The organism is Geobacillus sp. TFV-3, from assembly GCF_009901865.1.
Classification (GTDB): domain Bacteria; phylum Bacillota; class Bacilli; order Bacillales; family Anoxybacillaceae; genus Geobacillus; species Geobacillus thermoleovorans_A.
Genome location: NZ_MPSP01000001.1, coordinates 360,126 through 377,377 on the forward strand (window position 1 = coordinate 360,126; position 17,252 = coordinate 377,377).

At 54.2% G+C, this 17,252-nt stretch carries 16 protein-coding genes; 11 read left to right on the forward strand and 5 right to left on the reverse strand.

Going from position 1 to position 17,252, the window contains the following annotated elements:
* Positions 1–11 precede the first annotated feature (11 nt).
* Positions 12–1,304 carry a phosphoribosylamine--glycine ligase gene (gene purD / locus BJQ97_RS01855; protein ID WP_160155281.1) on the forward strand — a complete coding sequence of 431 codons (1,293 nt, stop codon included), beginning with the start codon at positions 12–14 and terminating at the stop codon, positions 1,302–1,304.
* Here the strand turns inward: purD and BJQ97_RS18015 are convergent.
* Entirely contained in the window at positions 1,258–1,362 is a 105-nt protein-coding gene (locus BJQ97_RS18015) for an EYxxD motif small membrane protein (RefSeq protein WP_328717854.1), read from the reverse strand. The genes purD and BJQ97_RS18015 overlap by 47 nt on opposite strands.
* A gap of 253 nt (positions 1,363–1,615) precedes the next feature.
* On the reverse strand, positions 1,616–1,861 hold the full coding sequence (locus BJQ97_RS01860; RefSeq protein WP_160155282.1) for a YgaP family membrane protein: 246 nt from the start codon (positions 1,859–1,861) through the stop codon (positions 1,616–1,618).
* A 97-nt stretch (positions 1,862–1,958) separates the two neighbouring features.
* On the opposite strand from BJQ97_RS01860, the gene BJQ97_RS01865 reads away from it, so the two are divergent.
* The 8 genes from BJQ97_RS01865 (at position 1,959) to BJQ97_RS01900 (ending at position 12,395) form a co-directional block, all read left to right on the forward strand.
* Entirely contained in the window at positions 1,959–3,704 is a 1,746-nt protein-coding gene (locus BJQ97_RS01865) for an adenine deaminase C-terminal domain-containing protein (RefSeq protein ID WP_160155283.1), read from the forward strand.
* A gap of 28 nt (positions 3,705–3,732) precedes the next feature.
* Positions 3,733–4,749, forward strand: coding sequence for a DUF3048 domain-containing protein (locus BJQ97_RS01870; RefSeq protein WP_201451649.1), 1,017 nt, complete (start codon positions 3,733–3,735; stop codon positions 4,747–4,749).
* 121 nt (positions 4,750–4,870) lie between these two features.
* Positions 4,871–5,206 carry a YerC/YecD family TrpR-related protein gene (locus BJQ97_RS01875; protein WP_160155285.1) on the forward strand — a complete coding sequence of 112 codons (336 nt, stop codon included), beginning with the start codon at positions 4,871–4,873 and terminating at the stop codon, positions 5,204–5,206.
* A gap of 98 nt (positions 5,207–5,304) precedes the next feature.
* Complete coding sequence (pcrB, locus tag BJQ97_RS01880) at positions 5,305–6,024, forward strand: heptaprenylglyceryl phosphate synthase (RefSeq protein WP_160155286.1); 720 nt, start codon at positions 5,305–5,307, stop codon at positions 6,022–6,024.
* A gap of 28 nt (positions 6,025–6,052) precedes the next feature.
* Positions 6,053–8,227, forward strand: a complete 2,175-nt coding sequence (gene pcrA, locus BJQ97_RS01885) for a DNA helicase PcrA (RefSeq protein WP_160155287.1) — start codon at positions 6,053–6,055, stop codon at positions 8,225–8,227.
* A 20-nt stretch (positions 8,228–8,247) separates the two neighbouring features.
* Positions 8,248–10,260: an NAD-dependent DNA ligase LigA gene (ligA, locus tag BJQ97_RS01890; RefSeq protein ID WP_160155288.1), complete on the forward strand. Its 2,013-nt coding sequence runs from the start codon at positions 8,248–8,250 to the stop codon at positions 10,258–10,260.
* On the forward strand, positions 10,257–11,480 hold the full coding sequence (locus BJQ97_RS01895) for a CamS family sex pheromone protein (RefSeq protein WP_160155289.1): 1,224 nt from the start codon (positions 10,257–10,259) through the stop codon (positions 11,478–11,480). Before ligA ends, BJQ97_RS01895 begins: the two co-directional genes overlap by 4 nt.
* A gap of 339 nt (positions 11,481–11,819) precedes the next feature.
* Positions 11,820–12,395 (forward strand): LOG family protein, encoded by a 576-nt coding sequence (locus BJQ97_RS01900; protein WP_160155290.1) that lies wholly within the window; start codon positions 11,820–11,822, stop codon positions 12,393–12,395.
* Between the two features lie 5 nt (positions 12,396–12,400).
* Here BJQ97_RS01900 and BJQ97_RS01905 read toward each other — a convergent pair whose 3' ends face one another.
* The 3 genes from BJQ97_RS01905 to BJQ97_RS01915 all read right to left on the reverse strand — a co-directional run bounded on the left by BJQ97_RS01905 (position 12,401) and on the right by BJQ97_RS01915 (position 15,333).
* The gene (locus tag BJQ97_RS01905) at positions 12,401–13,876 is read right to left on the reverse strand and encodes a flavin monoamine oxidase family protein (protein WP_160155291.1); all 1,476 of its coding nucleotides are present in this window, start codon (positions 13,874–13,876) and stop codon (positions 12,401–12,403) included.
* A 105-nt stretch (positions 13,877–13,981) separates the two neighbouring features.
* Positions 13,982–14,758 carry a VOC family protein gene (locus tag BJQ97_RS01910; RefSeq protein ID WP_160155292.1) on the reverse strand — a complete coding sequence of 259 codons (777 nt, stop codon included), beginning with the start codon at positions 14,756–14,758 and terminating at the stop codon, positions 13,982–13,984.
* 26 nt (positions 14,759–14,784) lie between these two features.
* Positions 14,785–15,333 carry a hypothetical protein gene (locus tag BJQ97_RS01915; RefSeq protein ID WP_160155293.1) on the reverse strand — a complete coding sequence of 183 codons (549 nt, stop codon included), beginning with the start codon at positions 15,331–15,333 and terminating at the stop codon, positions 14,785–14,787.
* 157 nt (positions 15,334–15,490) lie between these two features.
* On the opposite strand from BJQ97_RS01915, the gene gatC reads away from it, so the two are divergent.
* Positions 15,491–15,781 (forward strand): Asp-tRNA(Asn)/Glu-tRNA(Gln) amidotransferase subunit GatC, encoded by a 291-nt coding sequence (gene gatC / locus BJQ97_RS01920; RefSeq protein ID WP_011229790.1) that lies wholly within the window; start codon positions 15,491–15,493, stop codon positions 15,779–15,781.
* 13 nt (positions 15,782–15,794) lie between these two features.
* On the forward strand, positions 15,795–17,252 hold the full coding sequence (gene gatA, locus BJQ97_RS01925; RefSeq protein WP_160155294.1) for an Asp-tRNA(Asn)/Glu-tRNA(Gln) amidotransferase subunit GatA: 1,458 nt from the start codon (positions 15,795–15,797) through the stop codon (positions 17,250–17,252).

The window sequence follows — 17,252 nt, forward strand, 5'->3', positions numbered from 1 at the left end:
AGAGGGAGACGATGAATGTACTGGTCATCGGACGAGGCGGGCGCGAGCACGCCATCGCTTGGAAAGCGGCGCAAAGCCCGCTTGTTGGCAAGCTGTATGCGGCGCCAGGCAACCCGGGCATGGCGGACGTGGCGGAGTTGGTCGATATCGATGAGCTCGACATGGAGGCATTGGTGCAGTTTGCGAAACAACAGGCGATCGATTTGACGATCGTCGGGCCGGAAGCGCCGCTTGCTGCCGGCATCGTCGATCGCTTTACGGCGGAAGGGCTTCGCGTTTTCGGCCCGAGCCAAGCCGCGGCGCTCATTGAAGGAAGCAAGGCGTTCGCCAAAGAACTAATGAAGAAATACAGTATCCCAACGGCGGACCATGCGACCTTTACGTCGTATGAAGAGGCGAAAGCCTACATTGAACAAAAAGGCGCGCCGATCGTCATAAAAGCGGACGGGTTGGCCGCTGGCAAAGGCGTCACTGTCGCCCAAACGGTGGAAGAAGCGCTTGCCGCGGCGAAAGCGGCGCTTGTCGACGGCCAATTTGGCGCGGCCGGGAGCCAAGTCGTCATTGAGGAGTACTTGGAAGGAGAAGAATTTTCGTTTATGGCGTTTGTCAACGGCGAGAAAGTCTATCCGCTCGCCATCGCCCAAGACCATAAGCGGGCGCATGACGGAGACGAAGGGCCGAACACCGGCGGCATGGGAGCGTACTCACCGGTGCCGCAAATCCCAGTGGAGACGGTGGAAGCGGCGCTGGAGACGATTTTGCAGCCGGCGGCGAAAGCCTTGGCGGCGGAAGGACGGCCGTTTCTTGGCGTGCTGTACGCTGGATTGATGGCCACGGCAAATGGGCCGAAAGTGATCGAATTTAACGCCCGCTTCGGCGATCCTGAGGCGCAAGTGGTGTTGCCGCGCTTGAAAACTGATTTGATTGAGGCGATCTTGGCGGTGATGGAAGGAAAAGAGCTGGCGCTCGAGTGGACGGATGAGGCGGTGCTCGGTGTCGTGCTGGCGGCTAAAGGCTATCCCGGAGCTTACGTGCGCGGGGCCGAAATCCGCGGGTTGGACCGAATCTCCCCTGACGCGCTGTTGTTCCATGCTGGCACGAAACGGGAAGATGGCGCATGGTATACGAATGGCGGGCGCGTTCTTCTGTTGGCGGCCAAAGGGGAGACGCTCGCAAAAGCGAAGGAAAAAGCGTACGAGCAGTTGGCGGCGATCGACTGCGACGGCTTATTTTACCGGCGCGACATCGGCCGGCGCGCTATCGAACGCGCCTCCGCCGTATATACACGTACGAAAGGGCGATAATGCCGCCGATTAACGCGGCCAACACAAACGACATATCGGTCATATACTCGAGCAGCATGGTGGTTCACTCCTTTGCAGTGGAAGGTGTCCCCGCACGGCGGGACACCTTTTTTGATGATGTTTGGCTAGTCCATCATGCTAAACCGCGGATCATGTTGCTTTCTTCTCTTTCGTTGACAGTTGGCACTCTTCATCGGCCGCTTCGATACGTAGCAGCACGTATTGCTTATGATGTGAAACATTTTACCGAATGACGGTGGAATGGAAGACATCGGCAAAAGCAGTGCGAAACGTCGGACGGATGTCCTCCCTCATGTCGGATTGACGACCGCTTCCTTTTCCTCTTCAAGTAGCTGCCGACGCTGCATATTGTCAAACAGGGCGGTCATCGGACAAAAACGGGTGATCCCTTCTCCGACTTTCATCGCCCCAAGCAAAGCGGCCCATAAATAGGATGTGCACCATGGCCGGCGCGCGAGGCGGGCGGTGGCCCAAGCGATGACAGTCAGTCCAACCGTGATGCGAATGAATGCGTTCAAAATTCCAATATTCGCCATCGGTCTGTCCCCTCCTGATTATTTTTTATTGTGAAAGTCGCTTTTGTGCGTTAAAATGGTTGTATGGAACGATTAGGAAACAAGGGGCGGGATGGCTATGGGCGAACAACGTTACCGATGGAAAGGCAGTGAGCTGCGGGAACAAGCAGCCATCATCGATGGCAAGCAATCGCCGACGAAAGTATTAGTGAACGCAACGTATTTGCATTCGTATTTTCGTGAATGGGTAAAGGGAAATATATGGATACATGGCGATCGCATCGTGTATGCCGGCGAGCGGTTCCCCGATCGTGTCGACGAGGCATGTGAGATCGTCGACTGCCGTGGGTACGTGCTCGTTCCAGGATACATTGAGCCGCATGTGCATCCATTTCAATTATATAATCCCCATTCGTTTGCCCGTTATGCAGCGGCGCACGGGACAACCACGCTCCTCAATGACAACTTGTTTTTGCTTTTGCAGCTCGATGATGAAGAGGCGTTTTTCTTTTTGCAAGGAATGAATGCGCTTCCAACATCGATGTATTGGTGGTGCCGGTTTGATGGGCAAACGGAGCTTGAGCGCGAAGAGGAGCAAGTGTCCAATGCCCGGATCAAGCGCTGGCTTGACCAAGAGGTGGTGCTTCAAGGCGGTGAGTTGACCTCATGGCCGAAAGTGGCGAGCGGCGACGACATCATTTTGTATTGGATGCAAGAAGCGCATCGGCGCCGCCGCAAAATTGAAGGGCATTTTCCCGGTGCGTCGGAAAAAACGCTTGTCAAAATGGCGCTCTTTGGTGCGGATGGCGATCATGAGGCGATGACGGGAAAGGAAGTGTATATGCGCCTTTCTCACGGCTATACCGTTACGCTCCGCCATTCATCGATCCGCCCGGATTTGCCGGTGCTGCTTGAGGAAATGAAAGCGCTCGGCGTCCGGCATTATGACAAATGTTTGTTCACAACGGACGGATCGCCGCCATCATTTTATGAAGATGGAGTGATTGACCGGCTCATCCGCATCGCGATGGAGCACGGCGTGCCGGTGATCGATGCTTATGCGATGGCGACGATCAACGCCGCCCGCCACTACGGCATCGAGCATCTTCACGGCAGCATCACCACCGGCCGCATCGCTCATATCAACTTTTTGCGCTCGGCTCATGACCCGATGCCGGCGCAAGTGCTGGCCAAGGGCGAATGGGTGAAGCGCGATGGAGAAGCGCCGTCTCTATGGCCGGAGCCGGAATGGAGTCATTTTGGCATTCGGCCTCTGTCGTTGTCATGGGGGCTTGACTGGGATGATTTACAATTTTCGATGCCGATGGGGTTGCGCATGGAAAACGCCGTCATTTTAAAGCCGTATTCCGTATCGATCGATACGTCGCGCGATCGTTTAAGTCATGACCATGATGAATGCTTTTTGGCTTTGTTTGACCGAAACGGCCGCTGGCGTGTCAATACGATGTTGAAAGGGTTTGCATCATCGCTTGGCGGGTTGGCGAGTTCCTACTCAAACACCGGAGATTTGATTTTGATCGGCAAACATAAGGAAGATATGCTGCTCGCCTTCCAGCGGATGAACGAGATCGGCGGCGGCATTGTCCTTGCCGAGGAGGGGGAGATTTTGTTTGAACTTCCGCTTCCTTTGGGAGGCATGATGTCCCCTGTGGAGATGAACGAACTGATGAACGAAGAAAAAACGTTCGTCCGTTTGTTGCGCGAGCGCGGGTATCGTTTCGAAGACCCGGTGTATTCGTTGCTTTTTTTGCAGTCCACCCATCTGCCGTATGTGCGCGTCACACAGCGCGGGATTTATGATGTGATGCACAAAATGGTACTCTTTCCTTCAATAATGCGGTAAAATAAAAAAGAAAAAGGTTGTGTGTCCATTGAAACGTTGGCTGTTTTTCATCAGCTGCGCGGCCTTGTTGTTAGGCGGCTGCACGGCCAAAAGCGAGCCGAAACAGGCCGAGCCGGCCAAACCGACTCCTCGGCAGGAGCAGCCGTCCAGGCCTTCAGTGGAGGAAAAACAAACGTTTCCGCTGACGGGGCTGCCGGCGAAAGGAAATATCGACCAACGGGTTGTCGGGGTCATGATCAACAACCATCCGAAGGCGCGGCCGCAATCAGGGCTCGGTGCGGCGGACATCGTGTATGAGGTGCTCGCCGAGGGCGATATCACCCGTTTTTTGGCGTTGTACCAAAGCGAATTGCCGGAGCGGGTCGGACCGGTGAGAAGCGCGCGAGATTACTATATCGATTTGAGCGAAGGCTACCATGCCCTGTATGTATGCCACGGCTGGAGTCCAGAGGCGAAAGCGCGGCTTGAGGGGGGCGGAATCGACTATTTGAACGGATTGTTTTACGACGGCACGCTGTTTCAGCGCGTCTCGTTCCGCAAGGCGCCGCACAACTCGTACATTACGTTTGCCAACATTGAAAAAGGGGCGGAACAAAACGGATATGCCTGGACGGATGAAGTCGCGCCTCTATCGTTTCGCGCCGACGAACCAAGCGGCGAGAAAGTAGAGACAGTGCGCATCGCCTATTCGCACCGAGTTTATGCCCATGTCGAATACAAATATGTTCCTGAACAAAAAGGGTATTACCGGTACAGCGGCGGTGAGCAAACAATCGATGACGATACGCGTAAGCCCGTTGTTGTGCAAAACGTCATGATCATCGCCGCCCGCCATCAAGTGATCGACAGCCATGGGCGGCGCGACATCGACCTTGCTTCTGGCGGCAAGGGGTACTTGCTGCAGGGCGGTGTCATGCAGCCGATCGAATGGAAAAATGTCGACGGCCGGCTGTTGCCGTACCATAACGGGGCTCCGATCGGATTCGTGCCGGGAAAAACGTGGATCAATATCGTGCCAGAATTGGCGATCGTTCAATGGAAATAGCGAACCGCCTGCTTTGTCTGCTGCAAGGCAGGAGGAGCCGTGGATCGACACATCGGCCGGCAGTTGGAAAACGGCTGCCGACTACCACATTTTTGGCGTCAAAAGCAAGGAGGAAACAGCTATGCAAATCGACAAACTGCGCGGCAGAGAGTTGGATCAACTGTTTAAAGCGATTTTGTCGCTGCGCGATTTAGAAGAGTGTTACCGTTTTTTCGATGATTTATGCACCGTGAATGAAATCCAGGCGCTCGCCCAGCGGCTTGAGGTCGCCCGCATGCTTCGCGAAGGATATACGTACCATAAAATCGAAACGGAAACTGGGGCGAGCACGGCGACAATTTCGCGCGTCAAGCGCTGCCTCAACTACGGCAATGACGCTTACGCCATGGCGCTCGATCGCATTAAAGAGGAGCAACAGCAAGAAGAGAAAGAAGCCAACGAAACGGTCACAGACTGACGCGGCAAGGAGATTCCTTCCATTTGCAAAGGAACTCCTTTTCTTTTTGCGGATTTGTTATAATGGAACAATGGAGAAATGAGTGGAGGGTTACCGCTATGGAGGAGATTCGCGCTTGGCGCCATGTGTTTAAACTCGACCCGAATAAACCGATTGATGACGAGCGTCTTGAGCGCCTTTGCGAATCGGGAACGGATGCCGTCATCGTCGGCGGGACCGACGGGGTGACGATCGACAACGTGCTTGATTTATTGGCTCGCATCCGCCGTTTTTCCGTGCCATGCGCGCTCGAAGTCACCGACGTTGAAGCGTTGACGCCGGGGTTTGACGTGTATTTCATTCCAATCGTGTTAAACAGCGGGCGGACGGAGTGGATCGTCGGCCGCCATCACGAGGCCGTGACACAATATGGTGATGTGATGAACTGGGACGAGATTGTCGCAGAAGGTTACTGCATTTTAAATCCAGAATGCAAAGCCGCCAAGCTGACGGAAGCCGACACGGAGCTCGGTGTTGACGATGTTGTAGCCTACGCTCGTTTGGCTGAGCATTTGTACAGGCTGCCGATTTTTTATCTTGAGTATAGCGGCGCTTATGGCGATCCGTCTTTAGTGAAAAAAGTGAAACAAGTGCTGGATCGGACGCAACTGTTTTATGGCGGCGGCATCACAACGTTCGAGCAGGCAGAGCATATGGCGCGTTATGCCGATACGGTGGTCGTCGGCAACGCGATTTACGACGCGTTCGAACAGGCATTGGCGACGGTGGCGGCGGTGAAGCAGATGGCTGGTCAACGCAGCAGCAATGACGGAAAATAGAACATATGTTTTATTGGTGGTGGACATGATGAATTTTTTATCGGAAAAGCTGCTTGTGCATTTAAACAAAGAGCAGCAAGAAGCTGTGAAGACGACGGAAGGCCCTTTGCTTATTATGGCGGGAGCAGGCAGCGGAAAAACGCGCGTGCTGACGCACCGGATCGCCTATTTGATGGCGGAAAAACAGGTGGCACCGTGGAATATTTTAGCCATTACGTTTACGAATAAAGCGGCGCGCGAGATGAAAGAGCGGGTGCAGGCGCTCTTAGGCGGGGCGGCAGAAGAGGTGTGGATTTCGACGTTCCATTCGATGTGCGTCCGCATGTTGCGCCGCGATATTGACCGCATCGGCATCAATCGCAATTTTTCCATCCTTGACCCGACGGATCAACTTTCGGTTATCAAAGCGATTTTGAAAGACAAAAATATCGATCCAAAAAAAGTTGAGCCGCGGACGATTTTAGCGACGATCAGCGGTGCAAAAAACGATTTGATCACGCCGGAGCAATTTGCGAAGCGGGCATCGACGTACTACGAAAAGATCGTCGCCGACGTGTATCAAGAGTATCAACAGCGCCTTCTCCGCAACCACTCGCTCGATTTCGACGATTTGATCATGACGACGATCCACTTGTTTGACCGCGTGCCGGATGTGCTTCAATATTACCAGTATAAGTTTCAGTACATTCATATCGACGAGTACCAAGATACGAACCGCGCTCAATATACGCTGGTGAAAAAGCTCGCGGAGCGGTTTCAAAATATTTGCGCCGTCGGCGATGCCGACCAGTCGATTTACCGGTGGCGCGGGGCGGACATTCGCAACATATTGTCGTTTGAGCGCGACTACCCGAACGCGAAAGTCATTTTGCTTGAACAAAACTACCGCTCGACGAAACGCATTTTGCAGGCAGCAAATGAAGTCATTGCGCATAACGTCAATCGAAAGCCAAAGCGGTTGTGGACGGAAAACCCGGAAGGGAAGCCCATCATTTATTATGAAGCGATGAACGAAGCGGATGAAGCCCAATTTGTCGCCCGCCGCATTCAAGAGGCGGTTGAGCGTGGGGAGCGCCGCTACCGCGATTTTGCCGTGCTTTACCGGACGAACGCCCAGTCGCGCGTCATCGAGGAAATGTTTTTAAAAGCGAACATTCCGTACCAAATCGTCGGCGGTTTAAAGTTCTATGACCGGAAAGAAATTAAAGACATTCTCGCTTACTTGCGCGTCATCGCCAACCCCGATGACGATTTGAGCTTGCTTCGCATCATCAACGTGCCAAAGCGCGGCATCGGTGCCTCTACGATCGACAAATTGGTCCGCTATGCGGCCGAGCATGAGCTGTCCTTGTTTGAAGCGCTCGGCGAGCTGGAGATGATCGGCTTCAGCGCGAAGACGGCCGGGGCGCTTGCGGCGTTCCGCGGACAGCTTGAGCAATGGACGCAGCTGCAAGAATACGTTTCGGTGACGGAACTTGTGGAAGAGGTGCTCGACAAATCGGGCTACCGCGAGATGCTCAAGGCGGAGCGGACGATTGAAGCGCAAAGCCGACTTGAGAACTTGGACGAGTTTTTGTCAGTGACGAAGCATTTCGAAAACGTAAGCGATGATAAATCGCTCGTCGCCTTTTTAACCGACTTGGCGCTCATTTCTGATTTGGACGAGCTGAATGGGACGGATCAGGCGGCCGAGGGCGATGCCGTCGTCTTGATGACGCTGCACGCCGCCAAAGGGCTTGAGTTTCCGGTCGTATTTTTGATTGGCATGGAAGAAGGGATTTTTCCGCATCTTCGTTCACTGGAGAATGAGGATGAAATGGAAGAAGAGCGGCGGCTGGCGTATGTCGGCATCACCCGAGCTGAGGAAGAGCTCGTGTTAACGAACGCACAAATGCGGACGCTGTTTGGCAACATCCAAATGAACCGGCCGTCGCGCTTTTTAGATGAGATTCCCGCGCATTTGCTGGAGACGGTTTCGCGCGGAAAACCGTCTGTTTCCCGCCTAGCGCCCGCTCGCTTGCGGGCAGGCAGCGCCGTCGGGGCGTGGAAAGTCGGCGACCGGGCGAACCACCGGAAATGGGGAGTGGGCACGGTTGTCAGCGTTCGCGGCGAAGGCGACGATCAAGAACTCGATATCGCCTTCCCGAGCCCCATCGGCATTAAACGTCTGCTCGCTAAATTTGCGCCGATTGAGAAAGTATAGAAAGGAGAACGGGTGAACGTATGGACTGCCAACAAGCTGAACGGCGCGCGGCCGAGCTGCGCGAACTATTGAACCGCTATGGCTACGAATATTACGTGCTCGACCGGCCGTCCGTCCCGGACGCCGAGTATGACCGGCTCATGCAAGAGTTGATGGCCATCGAGGAACAGTATCCGGAATTGAAAACGAGCGACTCGCCGACCCAGCGCATCGGCGGCCCTCCGCTTGAGGCGTTTCGCAAAGTGACGCATGTTGTTCCCATGATGAGTCTCGCAAACGCGTTTGACGAAGGGGATTTGCGCGATTTTGACCGCCGCGTCCGCCAAGAAGTCGGCCAAGCGGCGTACGTGTGCGAATTGAAAATTGACGGACTTGCCGTTTCTGTCCGCTATGAAGACGGCTATTTCGTTCAAGGAGCGACGCGCGGCGACGGAACGACCGGCGAGGACATTACGGAAAATTTAAAAACGATCCGCTCGCTGCCGCTTCGTCTGAAAGAGCCGGTGTCGCTCGAGGCGCGCGGCGAGGCGTTTATGCCGAAAGCATCGTTTTTGCGCTTGAATGAGGAGCGAAAAGCCCGGGGCGAAGAGCTGTTTGCCAATCCGCGCAACGCCGCGGCCGGCTCGCTTCGCCAGCTCGATCCGAAAGTGGCGGCGTCGCGCCAGCTCGATTTGTTCGTCTACGGCTTGGCCAATGCCGAAGAGCTTGGCATTGAGTCGCACAGCGAGGCGCTCGACTACTTACAGGCGCTCGGGTTTAAAGTGAATCCAGAGCGGCGGCGCTGCGCCAACATTGATGAGGTGATCGCCTTCATCAACGAGTGGCACGAAAAACGGCCGCAGCTGCCGTACGAGATCGACGGCATTGTCATTAAAGTCGATTCGTTTGTCCAACAGCGGCAGCTTGGCGTCACGGCAAAAAGTCCGCGCTGGGCGATCGCCTACAAATTCCCGGCTGAAGAAGTGGTGACGACGCTCATCGGCATTGAGGTCAACGTCGGGCGCACCGGCGTCGTCACTCCGACGGCGATTCTCGAGCCGGTCCGCGTCGCCGGCACGACCGTGCAGCGCGCCACCCTTCACAACGAAGACTTTATCCGCGAGAAAGACATTCGCATCGGCGATGCGGTCATTATCAAAAAAGCGGGCGACATCATCCCGGAAGTCGTCGGCGTCGTCGTCGACCGGCGCAACGGGGACGAAACGCCGTTTGCGATGCCGACGCACTGCCCGGAATGCGAAAGCGAACTCGTCCGCTTGGATGGAGAAGTGGCGCTTCGCTGCCTGAATCCGAAATGCCCGGCCCAGCTGCGCGAACGGCTCATCCACTTCGCGTCGCGGGCGGCGATGAACATTGAAGGGTTGGGTGAAAAAGTCATCACCCAACTGTTTAACGCCGGCCTCGTCCACGATGTCGCCGATTTGTACCGATTGACGAAAGAACAGCTCATCAGTTTGGAACGGATGGGCGAAAAGTCAGCAGCCAACTTGCTTGCAGCGATTGAGGCATCGAAGCAAAACTCGCTCGAGCGGTTGCTGTTCGGTCTTGGCATCCGCTACGTGGGAGCGAAAGCTGCCCAACTTTTGGCTGAGCATTTTGAAACGATGGAGCGGCTCGAGAAAGCGACGAAAGAGGAATTGATGGCCGTGCCGGAAATTGGCGAGAAAATGGCGGACTCGATCATCGCCTTCTTTTCCCAGCCAGAAGCGGCCGAGCTGTTGAATGAGCTGCGGCTTTACGGCGTCAACATGACATACAAAGGGCCGAAACGGGCGGCTGAAGCGCCTGTTGACTCCGCCTTCGCCGGCAAAGCGGTCGTCTTGACCGGCAAACTCGCGTCGATGTCGCGCAATGAGGCAAAAGAAGAGATTGAACGGCTCGGCGGGCGCGTCACCGGCAGCGTCAGCCGCAGCACGGACATCGTCATCGCCGGCGAAGATGCCGGGTCGAAGTTGGAAAAAGCCCAACAGCTTGGCATTGAGATTTGGGATGAATCACGATTTTTGCAAGAGATCAGCAGGGGGAAACGATGAAACGAATCTCAACACTTCGCAGTTTGGTTGCTTGCCGTTGGACGAATCGGGCCCGAAAGCGGTTGGTTGCTGTCGGCCTCGCTTCGATCTGTTTGTTGTCTGCGTGTGCGCCGAAGTTTGACAAAAGCGAGGAAGTCGTGCAAGACAAAGGCAGCAAACAGCAACAAGCCGTCATCCCGAAATACAACATTGCCGACTCGTATTACCGCGTTATCCTTCCGTTCAAACCGTCCGGGGCCCGTGGGGAGGTCGTCAACGATTTAAATACGCGCCTTGATGTCGACGAATTTGAGACGGGGCTTATGCGCCTCGCCACCGAGCAGTTTCCAGCAGATGAGTACTTGTTCCAAGAGGGGCAATATTTAGACAGCGAGACAGTCGGAAAATGGCTCGCTCGCAAGAAGACGACTCGCCAGCTGAAGGAAGAGAAAGTGAAGCCGGAAGACAATCTCGGCTTAAACCCACCGATCAGCGACACAGGAACAAATGAACAAAAAAACAAACAAAGCCCGATGTATTTGGCAAGCATTTTGGAGCAGGATTATTTGGTCAAAGTTGACAACGACAAAGTAAAGCTCGGTGGCATCGCTATCGGCCTGGCGTTAAACTCCGTCCACTATTATTCAACCGAACAAGGCTATCCGCGCGAGATCAAAATCAAAGACGATGTCATCGAACGGGAAGGAAAGCGGATTGCCACCGAGGTGCTGAAACGGATGCGGAGCATGAAAGGGCTTGGGAACGTGCCGATCACGATCGCCCTGTACAAACAAGCGCCCCGCTCATCTGTTGTTCCAGGCCACTTTTTCGCCGTCGCCCATGTCGATGGGGGGGACAGCACGATCGATGATTGGGAGGCGGTGAACGAGGAATATTATTTATTCCCATCCAATGAGGCGGAAGAGAACCATCGTGATGACTGGCTCAAATTCAATAATTTTAAATCAGACGTTGAAGACTTTTTCCCGAACTACACCGGCATCGTCGGCAGAGGGTTGTACGTCAACGACCAGCTTCAAAAGTTAACGATCAACATTACGATGCCGTTTTACGGCAAAGCGGAAGTGATCGGCTTTACCCAATACGTGACCGGCTTGGTGATGGAAAAATTCCCGGACTACATCACCGTCAATGTCTACATCGCCTCGGCCGGCCAGCCGGAAAGCCTCATCGTGCGCCAGGCGAAAGCAGATGAGCCGTTTGTGCATATTTATCAATGACAACGCGTCGCATCCTCTCTGGACGAGCCGGAGGGGATGTTTTTCGTTGACGCATTTGTTTCGATATGGAAAAGCAGGCCAAAAGGCCGCATAGCGTAACACGGTTGAGCCCCTCTTTTTAGAGGAAAGGGCTGAATGGGGATGGAAGCAGGATTTCCATCTGTCTCTCATCAGCTCGGACAAACATGGGGCGAGCAACTTGAAACCGTGATTTGTCGGATGGGAGGCAGATTGGTAAAATGATAACCTAGAGACGTGGGTGGCTATGGCCGCCTTTGTTCGAAATGCCGGATTATCCTGCCTGTTTTCAAACTGCACAAGTAAAGGTGTGTCACGATCATGAAAGCCATCTGTGTGTTTTGCGGATCAAGTTATGGACAAAGCCAGAAATATAAAGAAGCAGCCCAAGAGCTCGGAACGTTTTTCGCCCGAAGCGGCATTACGCTCATTTACGGCGGCGGGACGCGGGGCTTGATGGGAGAGGTTGCTGAGGCGGCGTTGCGTCATCAAGGGCGCGTAGTTGGGATCATTCCGCAATTTTTGAAGGACCGGGAAGTGGCGCATGATCGGTTGACCAAACTGTTGGTCGTCGATACGATGCATACGCGCAAGGCGAAAATGTACGAGGCGGCCGACGGGTTTATCGCCATGCCCGGGGGCTATGGAACGTACGAAGAGCTGTTTGAAGTGCTCTCGTGGTCGCGCGTCGGCCTCCATCAAAAGCCGATCGGCCTGCTCAATGTGGACGGGTTTTTCAACCCGCTCCTTGACTTGCTTCGGCATACCGTCGAAAACGGATTTGCCGCGCCGGAAGATCTTGATCTCATCGTTAGCGCCGAGGATATTTTGACGTTGTATGAGCGGATGAAGACGTTCCGCCATCATCGCTGCTCTAGAGCGTGTGAGAGAGATTGAACCGGCTAAGCTGGCAAATTGTTCACTTCATACGCGGCGCGGATGCCGGATTCAATGGCGCCTTGAATCCATCCGTGGTGGGTGGAAGCGTGTTCCCCGGCAAAATGCACCCGTCCCTCGGGAGTCGCAACGTACGGCGACAGCTCCGTCACTTGATTCGGCTTCATCATCGTAAAGGCGCCGCCGGAATACGGATAGCGCACCCAGCTATGGCTCGTTCCCGTTTCAAATTCACGGTACACTTGTTCCCCATGGAGGACGGCTAAATTTTTCAACGTATATTCAAGACGTTCTTCATCGCCTAAGCCGTCCCATGGGATCGTGTCATCTTCCCACGTATAGCTTGCCAGTACGACGCCTGGCCCCGTCGTGCCAATGCCTTGGCTTGGATATTGTGTATACGTAATTGGCAGATCGGAAACGGTTTTGCCCCCGAACATGCCTTCCTTTTCCCAAAACCGTGTTTTAAACTGGATGCCGGTTTTCGTTGAACCGGCGTAATGAAGCTCGCGAATGGCTTTCCATTTGTTTTCGGAAAAGGAATGGCGCGGTTCGATCTCGACAAACTGCAAAATCGAAAACGGGATGGTGACGATCACGTGATCGGCAGTGATTTGAAACGGTTGAAGAATTTTGATGTGCGTGGCGTGGACGGTGACGCCATTTTCGTGCTGGACGATTTTTTGCACTTTGTGGCTGAAAAGGATGTCATCCTTCAGTTGCGGCAAAAAGGCTTTCGGAAGCCGGTCGTTTCCTCCCACAATCTCATAAAAACGAATGTTCGGAGTAAACAGCACCATGAGCTCACGCAACATTTCCAGAAACGACAGTTCTGGCAATCCTCCGAGCGAAAGAACGGCTTTGATCATATCGATGGCTCCCACAGACAACTGTAGGCCGAACGGGTTGTAGCGCAAATAGGCGTCCAGCGAGTAGCGGTCCAGTTGTTCAATGACAATCGGCCAATGGTGTTCCGGATGTTGTTCAATGAATTGAATAACCGGACGAATGGCCATCTGCAATAATTGAGAAGCAGTTTTGCCCCGTTCATGCGCGGCGACCGGAAAGCCAAAGAGGTCGGGATGTTGCTCATATTCGCCAAGACGCGCTTTCACGCCGCGAAAATAAAGAATGTCGCGGGGAGTGCTGTTGATAAACGGGTGGAGCGGCAAGTTGAATTTTTTGATATATTCCAATGTCAACTGATGGGTGTGCGGGATGCGCATGGCGCCGGCTTCAAGATACTGGTGGTCGCGAAAGTTGGAGCGGAGCGTGTAGATTCGGCCGCCGACCCGCTCGGACGCTTCAAGGATGGTGATGCGATGTCCGGCTTTTTTCAGCAATGACGCCGCGACAAGCCCCGCCATGCCGGCGCCGATGATGACGATGTTTTTCGGCGCCGATGCTTTCTTTAAGCCGTTTCGAATGATCGAGACCATCGTTTCCATCGAAAGTTTTGGAGAAACATACGGGTGGGACATGGTTGAATTCCCCCTTTGCCGTTTGCGTCTTGCGATGATGAAGATAATACGGTTATTCCATCTTATTCAGCGGCAAAGGGGAGTATGTGGGAATAGGCATGCCCATCACGGCCTGGAAACGATATACGTTCCGCCATCTATTTCAATGCGGTGCAGCTCCTGTATACCCACAAGCCGGCACAAAAACGGACGCGTCGATGGATGGCGGCGGTCAGCCTCATAGAACCGAAGCACAATGCCGCCGACAGCGAGCTCCGCATACATTCCAGCCTCATCGCGCCCCACATCGGGTTCGGGCAAGTCAAACAGCCGGAGGTAGCCGTTGACCGCCCGCTGGAGATCGAGGGTATAGACGTTTATCGACGACAGCGAAACAGGTCCAATCGGGTGTCGCATGAGCGGCGCCAGCTCGTTCATCCGTACGTCATCACCGTCGCCCCACTGAATGAAAAACGGATAGCGAAACGCGCCGTCTGTGTCGTCTTCGATAAACAGCATCGACCATGTGAGCGGCTTGCCGTCATCGCGTTCGCGGCTGCCGGGGAGCGGCCCAATCGGGGTGAACCCTTTGTTTTTGAGCTGTGCCGCCAACGTTTCGATATCGTTCGTTCGAAAGGCGAACTGGGAAAAGCCGTTTCCGTCTTCGCGGTCGGCGGCAAGCTGGGCGATGAGCGGATTTCCGCACGTTTTTGCCGTCTGCTCATCGGCAATGCCGATCCATTCGATGTAGCGCAAATGGTCGAAATAACACAAAGCATTATACGTTCCCCATGACGGATGGCGGCCGCCATGGATGGCCGCAAACCCCCATTGTTCAAATGCCGTTTTCACCTGCTCGGGCCGTTCGGTCAAGTGGACGAGATGGTCAAACGCGACATTCATAGCGTCCTCCTCCTAGATGGAATCGATCAGCGGAACAGCATTTCTTTCAGCTTGTAGATGATTCGTTCGTTATCGACGGTGCGGTGGGCGATGAAATTCAAGTCCAGTTTGATGTCTTCGATCTGGGCGGCCAATTGCTCGTAGCGGGAGTCCATTTTTTGTTCGAGGTGTTCCACCGCTTGCTTCAATGAAGCAAACTCCTGATGAAGATGGTGGACGTCAGCGGCGAGAGCTTCCAGCTTCGCGTCCGTTTCGTCTTGACGATGAAGAAGGGCGGTCACGATGCCGTTCAATTCCTTTTGTCCGGTGCGAAGCGAATCTTGTTCTTGGCGCAGACGCTGTTGTTCCAAACGGATTTCTTGCTGCTCTTTGCGAATCTCTTGTTGTTCTTTTCGAATCTCCTGTTGCTCTTTCCGGATTTCTTGTTGCTCTTTCCGGATTTCTTGCTGCTCCTGGCGAATGGCGATTTGTTCCCGCTCGAGCCGCTCTTGGCCTTCCACGAGCTTTTGCAGTGTCCCGTCCATCGCGTTCAAGCGGTCGAGCACTTGGGCAAGCAAGGCGTCACTCATCGTCATTATTCCCCCTTTTTCATCAGTTATGGCTATTATAGTACATATGTTCGTATATGTCAATGGGCAACAAAGCAAATGTTGGCTGGAATGTTGCTTTATTTCCTTAACGTTTGGTATCATCATAGTATTGTGGAAGGTCGACCATGCGGAGGTGAACAAAATGTCGCGAATTTCGATTGAACAAGTGAAACATGTCGCTGATTTGGCGCGGTTGGCGATTACGGATGAAGAGGCGGAGATGTTTACGAAACAGCTTGATGCGATCATTACGTTTGCCGAGCAGTTGAATGAATTGGATACGGAGAACGTTCCGCCGACTTCACACGTGCTCGATATGAGAAACGTCATGCGCGAGGATATTCCCGAACCGGGGCTGCCGCGTGAGGAAGTGTTGAAAAACGCACCAGACCAGCAAGACGGCCAGTTCCGCGTGCCGGCCATTTTAGAGTAAAGGAGGGGGATTTATGCCGCTTTTTGATCATACGGTGTCGGAATTACATACGTTGCTGCAGAAAAAGGAAGTATCGATTTCCGATTTAGTCGACGAATCGTTCCGCCGCATCGGCGAAGTGGAAGAGAAAGTGCAAGCGTTTTTAACGTTAAATGAAGAACAGGCGCGGGCGAAAGCGAAGGAGCTCGATGACCAGCTCGCCAAGGGCGAAGAAACGAACCCGCTGTTCGGCTTGCCGATCGGCATTAAAGACAACATCGTCACCAAAGGACTGCGCACGACATGCGCAAGCAAAATTTTATACAACTTTGACCCGATCTACGACGCCACCGTCATGGAACGGTTGCACGCTGCAGGGACGATCACGGTCGGGAAGCTGAACATGGACGAGTTCGCCATGGGCTCGTCGACGGAAAACTCTGGTTTTCAACTGACGCGCAACCCGTGGGACTTAGAGCGCGTTCCGGGCGGCTCGAGCGGCGGTTCGGCGGCGGCGGTGGCGGCCGGTGAAGTGCCGTTTTCGTTAGGCTCGGATACGGGGGGGTCGATCCGCCAGCCGGCGGCGTTTTGCGGTGTTGTCGGACTGAAGCCCACATACGGCCGCGTCTCGCGCTTTGGCCTCGTCGCGTTTGCGTCGTCGCTCGACCAAATCGGCCCGATTACGCGCACGGTCGAAGACAACGCCTATTTATTGCAAGCGATCGCTGGCGTCGACCCGATGGACTCCACGTCGGCGAACATTCCAGTGCCGAACTATGTCGAGGCGCTGACAGGAGATATTAAAGGTTTAAAAATTGCCGTGCCGAAAGAATATGTAGGCGAAGGCGTCGAAGAAGGCGTGCGCCAGTCGGTGTTTGAGGCGCTCAACGTGCTTGAGAAGCTCGGTGCGACGTGGGAAGAAGTGTCCCTGCCGCATTCGAAATATGCGCTCGCGACGTACTATTTGCTTGCTTCGTCGGAAGCATCGGCGAACCTCGCTCGCTTTGACGGCGTGCGCTACGGCTACCGGACGGACAACGCGAAAAACTTGATCGATATGTATAAACTGACACGAAGCGAAGGGTTTGGAGCGGAGGTCAAGCGCCGCATTATGCTCGGGACGTTCGCGTTAAGCTCGGGCTATTACGATGCGTACTACAAAAAAGCACAAAAAGTGCGGACGTTAATCAAACGAGATTTTGAGAACGTCTTTGAACGATATGACGTCATCATCGGTCCGACAACGCCGACGCCGGCGTTTAAAATCGGCGAGAAAACAAACGATCCGCTGACGATGTACATGAACGACATTTTAACGATTCCGGTCAACTTGGCAGGCGTGCCGGCCATTTCCGTGCCGTGCGGCTTTGTCGACGGCTTGCCAGTCGGCTTGCAAATCATTGGCAAGCACTTCGATGAAAGCACCGTCTACCGCGTCGCCCATGCGTTTGAGCAGGCGACGGACTACCATAAGCAAAAACCGGTGTTGTAA